This is a genomic window from Okeania sp. SIO2B3 (assembly GCF_010672525.1).
In the GTDB taxonomy this organism is placed as follows: domain Bacteria; phylum Cyanobacteriota; class Cyanobacteriia; order Cyanobacteriales; family Microcoleaceae; genus Okeania.
This window is the reverse complement of sequence record NZ_JAAHGH010000005.1, coordinates 480,287-495,367: the sequence shown is the minus strand read 5'-3', so window position 1 is coordinate 495,367 and position 15,081 is coordinate 480,287. Positions and strand designations below refer to the sequence as shown.

Below are 15,081 nucleotides of genomic sequence, written 5' to 3'. Positions count from 1 at the left end.
GGACTATGAAAGGAATTGTCCGCAAAACTAGCAGGATTAGTAGGTGGCTAACTGTGGTAAATACTGATTGGTTGGTAAATCTAAACTTGCTATTAACATTAGTACGAAGAGATTTAGAAGCTAGATATAAAGGATCAATTCTTGGTAATTTATGGCCACTACTTAATCAACTATCCCAACTTTTAATTTATACCTACGTCTTCTCAATTATTCTTAAAGTCAAGCTTAACCTAGAAGGGCTACCTGAAGATAGTAAGGTTACTTTTGGATTATGGTTATTTGCTGGGTTAATACCTTGGCTGGCTTTTACTAATGGATTAACTCAAGCTTCTGGATGTGTGATTGGACAGCCAAACTTGGTCAAAAAAGTAGTATTTCCCCTTAGTTTATTACCCTTAGTTCCGGTTTTTTCAACTTTTATAGAAAGTACATTTGGATTAATAGTTTTAACAGGAATGATATGTATATCATCTGGGGTACTCCATCAAACATTATGGCTATTACCAATAGTATTTTTACCGCAGCTTTTATTAACAGCAGGTTTAGGTTATTTTACCGCAGGATTAACAGTATTTTTACGAGATATTCCTCAAACTTTAGGAGTAATTTTAAATCTTTGGTTTTACGTTACACCAATAGTATATCCGGCATCTGTAATTCCGGAAAATTGGAGAATCTGGGTATTTTGGTGTAATCCTTTAACAGCGATCGCTGAAGTATATCGAGACCTGGTTTTGGTAGGAGAAATTAAACACTGGGGAGAGTTAGGAATTGCTGCTTTTATGTCTGTATTAATATTTTATTTTGGCTTGTGGGTTTACCTGAAATTACGTCCTGCTTTTGCAGATGTTTTGTAAGCAAACAGCCGTCAGCTATCAGCTATCAGCTTCATTAGCTTGAATTATATGGGTTAAAAACTCAAATAAGTTTAGTAAGCTCTAATTTGGCGTTAATTAATAAAGTTTTATCTCAAACCAAAAACAATAGTTGATGGCTGATGGTTGTTTGCGCAGCATTCCGCAGGAAATGCTTATGTGTTACTTAAGTTGAGCATTAATACATGGTAATTTATGTTAGATAATTTTGAAAAAATTCTGTTTTAAAATAATAAGTACTATGAAAATATTTTAGATAAAATGTATCTTTGAAAAAAAGAGAATTGATGACTAAAAACTGGTATTGAAGCCATTCATAATGAATCCTGTAAGGGCAAACGGCCGTTTATCCCTACCGCTGAATTATCAGAAAGACCCTAGATATTTGTAGCAAAAATTTATCAATTTGGTATTATATAAAATATCAGCATTCCGTAGGAAATGCTTACTATAAAAGATTAATATTTCCCAGAAAATTCATGGCTGAAACTGTAATTTCACTGCAAAATGTTTCTAAATGCTTTAAACGATATCGGCATCCGGTAGACCGTTTAAAAGAAATTCTATTCCCAGGAAAAAGTCGTGCCGATGAATTTTGGGCAGTGCAAAATATAAGTATAGAAATAGAAAGAGGGCATACTTTAGGAATTGTGGGGCGGAATGGTTCGGGAAAAAGTACTCTTCTACAAATAATTGTTGGTACTCTTACACCGACAACTGGAACTGTAAAAGTTCAAGGCAGAGTTTCTGCACTTTTGGAACTTGGGAGTGGATTTAATCCAGAGTTTACAGGTAGACAAAACGTTTTTTTTAACGGTCAATTATTAGGATTAAAACCATCAGAAATAGAGGAAAAATTTGAGCAAATTGCTGGTTTTGCTGACATTGGTGATTTTATTGACGAGCCTGTAAAAACTTATTCTAGTGGAATGTTTATTAGGTTGGGATTTGCTGTGGCGACAAGTGTTGATCCAGATATTTTAGTAGTTGATGAAGCACTTTCGGTGGGAGATGAAGCATTTCAGAGAAAGTGTTTTGCTCGTATTCAAGACATTCAAGAAAGGGGAGGCACAATTTTATTTGTATCTCATGCTGCTTCAACAGTTGTACAACTTTGTGATTCAGCAATTTTGATGGATCGTGGTGAAATGTTACTTTATCATGCTCCTAAATATGTGGTATCTAAATATCAGAAACTAATCTATGCTTTTCCTGATAAAATCTCATCAATTAGGGAAGAAATTCGTCAGATTCCTAATTTGAGTATTGATAGTTTATTGGATGATGAAAAAATAAATGAAGCTGAGTCTAAATCTGAAAATAAAAACGGTCAAAATCAAGGCGATAATCTAATTTCAGAATCAACAGAATATGAAGAAATTTATGACCCGGAGATGATACCTTCAAATACGATACATTATCCTAATAAAGGGTCGGAAATTATTGATCCTCATATTATTACTTTGGATGGTAAGAGAGTAAATCATTTAATTAATCGTCGAGAATATTACTATACTTATACAGTAAAATTTATTAACTCTACATCTAAAGTTAGGTTTGGAATGTTGATTAAAACTCTGAGTGGATTTGAGTTAGGTGGAGCATCATTACATGGTTATACTAAATCAGTAGAATATGTAGAAGCACAACAGAAAGTTATAGTGAAATTTAAGTTTAAATGTTTGCTAAATCCTGGGGTATATTTTTTAAATGCTGGAGTTGTTGGTATGGCAGGCGACCATCTAACTTATTTATCCCGTTGCATTGATATTGCTATGTTTAGAGTGCAGCATTGTAGTGATTCATGCGGTACGGGAGTAGTTGACTTTTTAATAGAACCTCACTTAAATATTGACAATGATACCCTGAATAACTGGGAAAAAAAGGAGTCAGGAGTTTGGAGTTAGCAGTAATACAAATATATTAATAGTTGCGGGAAAAATTTCACTGTAACGATTGAAGGAGGAAGAAAGAAAGTTAATTTTAAAGTAGATGTAAATACTTTTAATTACCACCATATATTTAAAGAAAAAAAAATACTCTTTTTATATCAAATTAAAAAGATAGTTACAGTAAAATTGTCTGTAAAATTGTAAGCATTCAGCCGTCAGCTATTACTTTTAGTTTTAGATAAAAGCTTGACTAATTGAGTCAGAATTTATACTTACTATCAAAGCTGGGTTTAAAGTATATATTGATTAAAACCTGGTCATGATAGCTGAGAGCTAACAGCTAATAGCTGTTTGCGCAGCAGTCCGCAGGAAATGCTTACGTAAAATTATTAAAAACTTGTATTTGTACTTCTCCTAAAAACTAACACCTATTTAAAAATATGAATCCTGAAAAAAATGAAATAGATAATCAGCTAATTATAGATACATTTATTCAAGACCAAACTAGAAAACCTGAAGAAATAAAGGTAAATATTCATCCACAGGATGAAATGTATCTCTATGCTTTGAAAAATACTGAAGGAAAGATTGATGAAGCACTACTACGATATTTTTCTAATGGCAAAAGAATATTAGATGCAGTTAAACAAATTGTAGAATGGCATTTTGATGGCTTTGAAAATATCTCTTCTTTTCTAGATTTTGCCAGTGGTTATGGGCGTTTTAGTAGATTTTTAGTTCAGGAAATACCAGCTCATAAAATTTGGATTTCTGATATTTATTCTCAAGCAGTAGAATTTCAAAAAAAATTACTTGGAGTAGAGGGGATAGTTTCAACTAATCATCCTGAAGATTATCAACTCAATCAAACATTTGACTGCATTTTTGCCTGTTCATTTTTTAGTCATACTCCCCAAAAAACTTTTAGTGGTTGGTTAGAAAAGTTATATAGTTTATTGACAGAAAACGGCATATTAATTTTCAGTACCCATGATTTATCTTTAATGACTATAGAAATAGAAACAGATGCAGAAGAAATTTACTTTACTCCAGAAAGTGAAAGTCTTTTTCTCAACACTGAAGATTATGGAGTTACTTATGTAGGAGAAAAATGGGTAGGTAAAATTATTCACCAAGCAACTAAGGGAAAAGCAAAATGGCATCGGATTAAAAAAGGTCTTTGTGGATATCACGATCTATATATTCTGTGGAATGAGGAAGGAAGAAGGAAGAAGGAAGAAGGAAGAAGGAAGAAGGAAGAAGTTATAAAATCAAAAGTCAAAAGTCAAAAGTCAAAAGTTATAAAGGGAGAAGTTGGAAAGGAAGAAATTGGAAATGAAGAAGTTGGAAATGAAGAAGTTGGAAAGAGGGAAGCTATAAATTCAAAATTCAAAAGTCAAAATTCAGAAGTTGGAAAGGGAGAAATTGGAAAGGAAGAAGTTGGAAAGGAAGAGGTTATAAAGGAAGAAGTTGGAAAGGGAGAAGTTGAGGAACAAAGAGATAAATTATTAAACTTTTATTGTCATCCTGATGGTGGTTGTAGAAGTATCGAAGTTACATCTACAGGAGACATTTATATAGAAGGATGGGCAGTAGATATTAATCCTGAAGAAAAAGTAGAAGAAGTAGCTGTTTTAGTAAATGGAATAAAAGTAAAAAGCTGTTTACCAAAATACAAAAATCAAACCCAAAAATATCAATGGTCATGTAGCATTAACAGCGAACATTTATCCCCAGATGACGTTATCTTGGTCAAAATTATTAATAATTTCCATTTAGAGCGAGTCGTTAATATTTCTGCAGTTAATTCCATTGTCTTATTACCACCAAACCATCTGTTACTCAGAATTAGTGGAAATTCCAGTGTTAAAGCTTTTCTTAGTTCATTCGATGACCTCAAATATACAGTAAAAAATTATCTGCAAAAAGCAGGATTTGATTTTCATCAATTTGAGAATATTCTAGATTTTGGCTGTGGAGTAGGACGTTATTTAATGGCATTTAAACCAGAACTTTTGCCAAATCAAAAACTATTTGGTTGTGACGTTTTTCCTGAATGTGCTGAATGGTGTGAAGAAAATATCAAATTTGCCACAGTCAAACATAACAATATTAAACCTCCATTACCTTTTGAAAATAATCAGTTTGACCTAGTTAATGCTGTCTCAGTATTCACACACCTACGTTTAGATTTACAACATCTTTGGGCTTGGGATATTTATCGAGTATTACGCCCTGGTGGAATATTATTTATGACACTTCACGGACCTCAATTTTTTCCGATAGTTTATGATATTTTTCGCACTGGAAATACTCATCAAGCTGAAATGTATAGTATTGGAGAAGAGGGATTATTTTTGTATCTAGACCATCAAGGAGAAACGGACGGTCAAGGTCAACATACTGTTGCAGCATTACATACACCAGCGGCTTATCAGGAAATATTTTCTATGTTCAAACATATTAAAAGATTTCCTCAAAGTACTATGGCAAATGGGCAAGATTTATATATTTTACAAAAGCCAATTTCTGGTGGTTTAGTTGCTCAACCTTTAAGTAGGAAGAAGGAAGAAGGAAGAAGGAAGAAGGAAGAAGTTGGAAGGAAGAAGTTGGAAGGAAGAAGTTGGAAGGAAGAAGTTGCAAATATCAAGTTAGAAGTCTCAGAAGTCAGAAGTAATAAGTTAGAAGTTAAGAATTTTGGCAAGAAGGAAGAAGTTGGAAATGCAAAGGAAGAAATGATAGGAAAAAAGATAGAAGTGGAAAAAATACTCATATCTGATAATGAAGAAACTAAAAATTTGTCGGATAAAATATTGTCTGATAGCCAAACAAAGAGGCAAGTAAAAACAGAAGTTGAGGAACTACCTTTTTTTGATGGTGGAGAAACTTGGAAATTTGCTGATAAAATTTTACCGGGTAGTCATCAATGTCAGACTGAAATTCAATTTCAAATTGAAGGTCAAAAAAGATTTCGAGTTTATCCACAAATAGAGCCTATTGCTGCTTATTCAATAGAATGTGAAATTGAGATTATTAAAAGTGAGGATGGAAAAATATTAGTACAAAAAACTATTGCTTTTAATCATAATCATATATTTGGCAAAACTAATTATGCTGTAGTAGAAGTAGAAATTCCTCAGTATTCTGGAGAAGTACTTGTCAGATTGAATGCTGTAATTACAGATAGAATATCCTTAGCACTAGAGCAGGAGGTAATTGTATCTTGGAATTTTGCAAATTTTGCTTAATATCAGGAGAAAAATTAGATGAAATTATATGGGGTAGTAGAAGTATAAATTATTCGGTATTTTGGGGAATTAGTTGTGAGATAAAATGCTGTAATGACAGGCAGAATATCAATAGCCTCAGAACATATAGTAGGGGTTAACGGCCGTTAACACAGTATCTTGAAATTTTGCCAATTTTGCTGAATATCAGGAGAAAAATTAAATGAAATTATATGGGGTAGTAGAAGTATAAATTATTCGGTATTTTGGGGAATTAGTTATCAAATTAATAGTATCTGTAAAATTTGCCAATTTTTTTAATATGACGAGAAATGAGGAGAAAAATTAAATGGAATTATATGCAGTAGGAGAAGCATAAATTCCTCAGTATTCTAGGGAAGTAATTGTCAAGTTAAATACTGTAATTACAGACAGAATATCCCTAGTGTAGGATGGGGAAAATAACTGGTTACAAAATCCTCAAACAATTTAGGATTAAAAATGATTGACTTTTAAATGCTAGACTTTTAACTTCCCTGTAGTGGCACTAGCAGCAGAAAAAAAAGTAATATTATCTTGGAATTTGGCAAATTTTGCTGAACATCAGGAGAAAAACAAAATGAAATTATCAGGGGTAATAGAAGTAAAAATTTATCAGTATTTTCAAGAAGTAGTTATCAAATTAAATGCTGTAAAGACAGAATATCCCTAGTGCAGGATGGGGAAAATAACTGATTACAAAATTCTCAAACAATTTAGGATTAAAAATAATTGACTTTGAAATGCTAGACTTTTAACTTCCCTGTAGTGGCACTAGCAGCAGAAAAAAAAGTAATATTATCTTGGAATTTGGCAAATTTTGCTTAACATGAGGAGAAAAATTAAGTGAAATTATCAGGGGTAATAGAAGTAAAAAATAATCAGTATTTTGAAGAAGTAGTTATCAAGTTAAATGCTGTAATTACAGACAGAATATCCCTAGTGTAGGATGGGGAAAATAACTGATTACAAAATTCTCAAACAATTTAGGATTAAAAATAATTGACTTTGAAATGCTAGACTTTCAACTTTCCTGTAGTGGCACTAGCAGCAGAAAAAAAAGTAATATTATCTTGGAATTTGGCAAATTTTGCTTAACATGAGGAGAAAAATTAAGTGAAATTATCAGGGGTAATAGAAGTAGAAATGCCTCAGTATTTTGGAGAAGGAGAAAATAACTGGTTACAAAATCCTCAAACAATTGGGGATTAAAAATGATTGACTTTTAAATGTATGACTTTTAACTTCCGCTTTCTTTCGGTACAAAATGCAGAATTAAACATAACTTTTAATTCTTTTTGGAGACTAATTCGGACTTCGGTGCGATAATAACTTAATAACTGATAGCTTATATAGCAATGTGCGCTGGTTTATGTACAAATTACAATAACTGTCCAATAGCTGAAAGTCTTATATTATCAGTTTTTTATTCCCTCTGTTGCCAGATGAGCTGTTGCCTGCGCACAGCGCTATAGCTCACCGCTGTTTGCTTACAACTTTGCTTAATATAAGGAGAAAAATTAGATGAAATCAACAGTTTTTATTATTACAGGAATGCACCGTTCGGGAACCTCTTTAACTGCTTCTTTATTTCAGAGTGTAGGGGTAAATATTGGAGCAAATTTAGTGGGACCAGAGTATGGAAATGTTAGGGGGCATTTTGAAGATATTGAATTTGTGGAACTGCAAAAAGGAATATTAGGTTCCCAAGGTTTGGATGATTTAGGAAGTAATGTTGAAATTACAGAAATTCCTGTTAAGAAACAATATTTAAAGGCAGCTAAACGATTAATTAAAAACCGTCAAGAAACTCAAGATAATTCAGGAAAAAACTGGGGATGGAAAGACCCAAGAACAACTTTATTTTTAAACTTTTGGTTAGAGTTATTACCAGATGCAAAGTTTATTTTTGTTTATCGTTCGCCGTGGGAAGTAGCAGACTCTCTTTATCGACGAGCTACGGATGAAAAATTATTGGAACAACCAGAAATAGCTGTGAAAATGTGGTTGAATTCTAATCAAAGAATCTTAGATTTTTATCAAAATTTTTCTCAGCAATGTTTAATAGCAAAGGTTGATAGTATTGGCAAAAATCCTGAAGGTTTTATTCAGGCAGTTAACGATAAATTTGAAATAGACTTACCAACGCCTCCTCCAGGAAATTTTGAAGAATCTTTATTAGTAAAGGATATTATTAAAACCAGTAGACCTAATCTCATAGAAAAATATTTCCCAGAAACGTTAGAAGTTTATCAACAACTAGAAAAAGTTGGTTTAGGAGGGGAGTCAGGAGCAGATTTAATCAAAAATATCCAGAATGATTGCCAATTCTGGGAATTTCAAGACTGGTTGAATATTCGAGGTTTAGAAAAACAAATTAATCTGTTAGAAACAGATGTCAAAAAAAGGCAGGAGTTTTTTCGAGAAGCACAGCAAAAAGTAGATAATTTAGAAAAACAACTGGGTGAAACTGAGCAACAACTTGATAGTAGAGAAATTAAGCTCAAAGAATCTGCTAAAAAATTAGAAGCATTAGAAACAGAAATAGGAGAAACCCAAGCTTTACTGGACGGCAAGGTAACAAAATTACAAGAATCTCAAACCAAAGTTGCTACATTAGAGAGAAAACTAGGACAGACTCAAGCGCAATTTGAAGGTGCCAAAATTAAATTAGATGATTCTCAAAGGAAGGTGATTAGATTAGAGATAGAACTAGGGCAAACTCAAGCACAACTCAGTAACTCAGCAACAAGATTTCAAGAAGCTTTAGCAAAAATATTAAGTCTAGAAACAGAACTAGGTAAGACTTTAGTTCAACTGGACGGTACTCAGATAAAATTAACTGAATCTCAGAAAAAATTACTAGGACTGGAAACAGAATTAGGGCAAAGTTTAGTCGAACTAGATAGAAAAAAAATTAGGTTACAAGAATCTCAGCAAAAAATAGAAATATTAGAAACAGAATTAGGTCAAACTCAACAACAACTAGACGGTAATCTAATTAAATTACAAGCATCTCAAACTAAACTTCAACAGTTAGAAACAGAATTCGGGCAAACTCAACAAAAATTAGATGCTACTCAAATAAAGTTATCTGAGTCTCAGAACAAAATAGGAATATTAGAAACAGAATTCGGGCAAACTCAACAAAAGTTAGATGCTACTCAAATAAAATTATCTGAGTCTCAGAACAAAATAGGAATATTAGAAACAGAATTCGGGCAAACTCAACAAAAGTTAGATGCTACTCAAATAAAATTATCTGAGTCTCAGAACAAAATAGGAATATTAGAAACAGAATTCGGGCAAACTCAACAAAAGTTAGATGCTACTCAAATAAAATTATCTGAGTCTCAGAACAAAATAGGAATATTAGAAACAGATTTAGGGGAAACTCAAACCACTCTTGAACAAACTCAAGCTGAATTGGGAAAGACTCAAACCACTCTTGAACAGACTCAAGCTGAATTGGGAAAAACTCAGACAATTTTGGGGGAAACTCAGACAATTTTGGGGGAAACTCAAGACCAATTAATAAACCAACACTACGAAAATGAAACTCTCAAGGCAGAAATTTCGGCGATGAAATCTTCCAAGTTCTGGAAGTTGCGAGAAAAATGGTCTGGGTTAAAACGGAAATTGAGTAAGTTGCAAATGCGCCTCATTTTCTCTATCGACTCTCCTACTAACTGGAATTTTGCTAATTCTCAAATAGAAATAGTGGGTTGGTGTTTTCGCAATGCTGGTCTGGATATCCAAGCTATTCGTGCGAGGGTGGGAGAAGAAATTTTTGCAGGTAATTATCATATCGAACGACTAGATGTCGCCCAAAGATTTCCAGATATTTCCGCTGCAAAAAATTCTGGTTTCCAAATTCCTTTACAACTCTCCCCAGGAAATTATCAATTAATTCTGGAAGCTCAGGATAAAAAAGGAAAGTGGCATAAATTTGCCTCCTATCCAGTATCGGTATCTACTGTTGAAGCAAATTTTGATGCACCTACAAATTGGCAACAACGGGAGGGAGTAATTTTATTTGCGGGTTGGTGTTGCCATCGGGAGCAGAAAATTACAAAGTTAGTTCTCAAATGTGGGGATATTTCGGTGGACTGTGCTTATGGTTTGCGTCGAAAGGATGTGGGTGAGGTTTTTCCAGACTTAGTCGGAAGTTCAGATAGTGGGTTTGAAGCAACGGTGGAACTTCCACCCGGAAAATGGCAAGTTAGTTTAGAAGCACATTTGGAAACTGGGGAAATAGTTGGTTTCCCTTGCTCAGAAGTTTTAAAACTAAGACGTTATAGTTTCTGGGAAAAGGCTAAGGATAAATTCGAGAAGTTATCCAAATTTGCCAAAGCTATTGGGAAACGGACTGCGGAAAGGAAGCAAAGGTTGGGTCGCATCATCCCCCTACCTTCAGAGTTACCTGGTATTGCTAGACAAATATTACAGATATATCGACAGCAACAATGGCAAGAAGGGGAATTATTAGCGCCTCCCGGGTTTGTAGTGCCAGAAACTATAGATGTTTATGACGCTTGGTTGGCGGTGAATAATTGGGGCGATCGCTCGGTTGAATATTTAATTGCTCGGTTAGAGGGTTGCCAGACAGTTTTGCCTAAAATTTCTGTGGTTATGCCAGTTTATAACCCACCCGTGGAATTTTTAGACAAAGCAATAGCCAGTGTACTAAACCAAGTGTACCAAAATTGGGAATTTTGTATAGCGGATGATTGTAGTAGTAATCCAAATATTCGGGAATTTCTGACGGAAATAGCTGAGACGGACTCCCGGATTAAGTTAATATTCCGTTCTGAGAATGGAAATATTAGTGCTGCGACGAATTCTGCTGCTGAACTTACTACGGGAGATTTTATTCTCTTTTTGGATAATGATGATGAACTTACTCCTGATGCTTTGGGAGAGGTGGCTTTATATTTAAGTGAAAATCCAGAAACAGATTTTCTCTATTCGGACGACGACAAAATTAATGTGGAAGGGAAAAGATTCGATCCTCAATTTAAACCGGAATATTCTCCAGAGCTATTACTTTCCTATATGTATATGGGTCATTTGTGCGTAGTTAGAAAGGAAATTTTTGAGAGAGTTGGAGGTTTAAGAATTGGTTTTGAAGGTTCTCAAGATTATGATTTTGCTTTAAGAGCAACGGAAATTTCTCGTGAAGTTGGGCATTTACCTTTGGTGTTATATCATTGGCGAACTTCTCCAGGTTCTACTGCTATTTCTGGTGGGGAAAAACCGAAAAGTTTTCTAGCAGGTGAAACGGCAGTTCAAGAAAGTTTAAAACGTCTTGGTGTGGAGGGAGATGTTTATCAACCAGATTGGGCAATGCGAGAAAATTTGGGAATTTTTAAAGCTGCTTTTCCGGACGAAGGTGGGTCGGTAAGTATTATTATTCCGACTAAAAATCAAGCCAAGTTATTGAAGAGTTGTATTGAGTCTTTGAAAAAGACAACTTATCAGAATTATCAAGTATTTGTGATTGATAATGAAAGTGATGAGTCTGAGACTTTAGAATATTTGGCAAGTCTGAAAGTTTCATTTTCTGGTTCGGCAAATATATCGGTTCTTTCTATTCCTAATAGTGGGGGTAAGTTTAATTTTGCTGCAATTAATAATCGTGCTGTAGAACAGGTAGATGGTGAATATATTCTATTTTTAAATAATGATACGGAGGTTATTTCTCCCCAGTGGTTAAGTCAAATGATTGGTTATGCACAATTCCCTGGTGTTGGAGCGGTGGGAGCTAAGTTAATTTATCCCGATAAAAGGATTCAACACGCAGGTGTAATTCATGGTTTACATCATGGTTTAGCTGGTCATGCGTTTAAATTATTACATAGTGAAAATAGGGGTTATCTTTCTCAAGCTTCTGTGTCAAGAAATTATTCTGCGGTAACTGCTGCTTGTATGTTAACTTCCCGGCAATTATTTTTAGATTTAGGTGGTTTTGATGAGTCAAATTTTGCCGTTGCTTATAATGATGCTGACTATGGTTATCGACTTTTGGAAAGAGGTTATCGTTCAGTTTATTGTCCTGATGCTGAATTAATTCATAAAGAAGGAACGAGTCGCGGTTATTCTGATAATCCCCAGGAAGAAGCAAATTATCGTCAGAAATATTCTCAGATGGTAGATAGGTTTTATAGTCCTCATTTTTCTCTGGAAAGTGAGTTATTTGAAATTCAACCAAGACGATATTTTATTGGGAAGGAAGAAGGAAGAAGGAAGAAGGAAGAGGGAAGAAGGAAGAGGGAAGAAGGAAGAGGGAAGAAGGAATTTGATAATTCTTCAAATGAACCACAAATAAATTTTATTGGGAAGGAAGAAGGAAGAAGGAAGAGGGAAGGAGTTGATAAGTCTCAGAAAGAATCAGATATAAATATTCTGGAAAATGTTGATAACTCTCTATATAAACCAGAAATAAATAATCCAGCACTAGAGGCAAATTCTCCAAATCAACCACAAATAAATAGTCAGGCAAAAGTTGATGAGTCTCAGCAAGAATTACAAATAAATAATCCAGCACTAGAGGCAAATTCTCCAAATCAACCACAAATAAATAGTCAGGCAAAAGTTAATGAGTCTCAGCAAAAATCACAAATAAATAATCCAGCACTAGAGGCAAATTCTCCAAATCAACCACAAATAAATAGTCAGGCAAAAGTTGGAAGTTATCCAAATAAACCACCAATAAATAGTCAAGCAAAAGTTAATGAGTCTCAGCCAGAATCACAAATAAATAATCCAGCACTAGAGGCAAATTCTCAAAATAAACCACCAATAAATAGTCAAGCAAAAGTTAATGAGTCTCAGTCAGAATCACAAATAAATAATCCGGCACTAGAGGCAAATTCTCAAAATAAACCAGAAATAAATAATCCCTCAGTAGAGGCAAATTCTCAAAATGAACTAGAAATAAATAGTCAGGCAAAATTTGATGAGTCTCAGCAAAAATCACAAATAAATAATCCCTCAGTAGAGGCAAATTCTCAAAATAAACCAGAAATAAATAATCCCTCAGTAGAGGCAAATTCTCAAAATGAACTAGAAATAAATAGTCGGGCAAAAGTGGATGAGTCTCAGCAAGAATCACAAATAAATAATCCGGCACTAGAGGCAAATTCTCCAAATCAACCACAAATAAATAATCCAGCACTAGAGATAAATTCTCCAAATCAACCACAAATAAATAGTCAGGCAAAAATTAATGAGTCTCAGTCAGAATCACAAATAAATAATCCGGCACTAGAGGCAAATTCTCCAAATCAACCACAAATAAATAATCCAGCACTAGAGATAAACTCTCCAAATCAACCACAAATAAATAGCCAGGCAAAAGTTAATGAGTCTCAGCAAGAATCACAAATAAATAATCCAACACTAGAGACAAATTATCCAAATCAAACACCAATAAACGAACTGGTTAATTATAGTGAGCAAAACTTACTCCCTGAGATGAAAGACATTTTTCCCAGAATTAAATTATTGATGTGTAGTAATTCCTTAGATTTAACTGGTGCGCCACTTCATCAATTAGAAATTGCCCTGAAATTGGCAGATGATGGAATTGTTGAACCAATAATTTTTTCTGTCAATGATGGAGAATTGAGAGAAATTTATGAACAGCATAATATTCAGGTAGTTGTTCTAGATAATCCACTAGAACATATTTATCAAAGAGATATTTATGATGAAGCATTAGCTAGTTTTGCCAAAGAAATAAAAGCGCTAAATATTGATGTTATGTATATCAATACTTTAGAAAACTTTTTCATGGTAGATGTCGCTCAGATGTTAAATATTCCCAGTGTCTGGAATGTACATGAAAGTGAACCTTGGCAAACTTATTTTAATCGGTTTGGCACAGAAATAGCTGCTAGAGCATTAGAATGTTTCCGCTATCCTTATCGAGTAATTTTTGTGGCAGATGCTACTAGAAATAGATACTTACCTTTGAATAGTCATCACAATTTTACAGTGGTACATAATGGCTTAGATTTACAATTGTTAAAATCAGCAGCTAAGAAATGGTCAAAACAATCAGCAAGGTCAGCTTTAGAAGTAAAAAATGATGAAATTGTCATTCTATTATTAGGTACTGTTTGTGAAAGAAAAGGTCAACAAGATTTAGTAAAAGCCTTATCATTTATCCCTGAAACAGAAAGTCAAAAAATCAAATGTTTTTTAGTAGGCGATCGCCCAAATCTTTACAGTTTAAAATTACACGAACTTTTGACTGAATTACCAGAAGAAATTCAACAGCGAGTAGAAATAGTAAAAGAAACTCCAGAAACAGCAAAATATTATCAAGCAGCAGATATATTTGTTTGTACTTCTCGGGTCGAGAGTTTCCCAAGAGTCATATTAGAAGCAATGGCTTATAATTTACCCATAGTTACTACTCCAGTATTTGGCATTGTTGAACAAGTAAAACCAAATATTAATGGTTTATTCTATACTCCCAATAACCCAGAAGAATTAGCAAATGTTTTGACATCTTTGTTGATAGATGAAGTATTGCGTCATCGACTCGCAAGTAATTCTAAATATGTATTGGAGTCATTAAATACCTTTGCAGAAATGACAGAAAATTATGGTCAAATCTTCCGCGAAGCATACTTTTCTTTAGACAAATTAGCACACAGAGATTATGGCACAGATGTACGGATTAACTATTGCTCTGCTGATTAAATATATGTACTGGAGTCATTAAATACCTTTGCAGAAATGACAGACACTTATGAACCTATCCCACTAATAATATTTTTGCTAAAAACCCTAAATATTTTGAGAGTTAAAAACCAAAAATTAAGCTTTTTAAACACATTTTACTTAAAGAAATAAGTTTGTTAAAAATAGTGGGATAGGTTCATGGTCAAATATTTCGAGAAGCATACTTTTCTTTAAACAAATTAGACTCCTAACTAGGGTTTGCTGAAAAAGTCTTTTAGCCCACATTCCGCACCACAAAATGTAGCAACCGAATCAGTCCTCAGGAGACAGGAGACAGGAGACAGAATTTGAGAA

The 15,081-nt window shown here is 33.8% G+C and carries 5 protein-coding genes; all 5 read left to right on the top strand.

What is annotated here, in order from left to right; genetic code table 11:
* Window positions 1-5 precede the first annotated feature (5 nt).
* The 5 genes from F6K15_RS07610 (at window position 6) to F6K15_RS07590 (ending at window position 14,745) form a co-directional block, all read left to right on the top strand.
* Entirely contained in the window at window positions 6-857 is an 852-nt protein-coding gene (locus tag F6K15_RS07610) for an ABC transporter permease (RefSeq protein WP_293059216.1), read from the top strand.
* Window positions 858-1,354: 497 nt separating this feature from the next.
* Window positions 1,355-2,782 carry an ABC transporter ATP-binding protein gene (locus tag F6K15_RS07605; RefSeq protein ID WP_293059214.1) on the top strand — a complete coding sequence of 476 codons (1,428 nt, stop codon included), beginning with the start codon at window positions 1,355-1,357 and terminating at the stop codon, window positions 2,780-2,782.
* Window positions 2,783-3,207: 425 nt separating this feature from the next.
* Window positions 3,208-6,015, top strand: coding sequence for a methyltransferase (locus F6K15_RS07600; RefSeq protein WP_293059211.1), 2,808 nt, complete (start codon window positions 3,208-3,210; stop codon window positions 6,013-6,015).
* 520 nt (window positions 6,016-6,535) lie between these two features.
* Window positions 6,536-6,706, top strand: coding sequence for a hypothetical protein (locus F6K15_RS07595; protein ID WP_293059208.1), 171 nt, complete (start codon window positions 6,536-6,538; stop codon window positions 6,704-6,706).
* 851 nt (window positions 6,707-7,557) lie between these two features.
* Window positions 7,558-14,745, top strand: a complete 7,188-nt coding sequence (locus tag F6K15_RS07590; RefSeq protein ID WP_293059205.1) for a glycosyltransferase — start codon at window positions 7,558-7,560, stop codon at window positions 14,743-14,745.
* The last annotated feature ends 336 nt before the right edge of the window (window positions 14,746-15,081 follow it).

Excerpts from the sequence above, each read along its gene's own strand:
- F6K15_RS07610 (WP_293059216.1), top strand. The coding sequence starts at position 6 with ATGAAAGGAATTGTCCGCAAAACTAGCAGGATTAGTAGGTGGCTAACT.
- F6K15_RS07600 (WP_293059211.1), top strand. The coding sequence starts at position 3,208 with ATGAATCCTGAAAAAAATGAAATAGATAATCAGCTAATTATAGATACA.
- F6K15_RS07605 (WP_293059214.1), top strand. The coding sequence starts at position 1,355 with ATGGCTGAAACTGTAATTTCACTGCAAAATGTTTCTAAATGCTTTAAA.
- F6K15_RS07590 (WP_293059205.1), top strand. The coding sequence starts at position 7,558 with ATGAAATCAACAGTTTTTATTATTACAGGAATGCACCGTTCGGGAACC.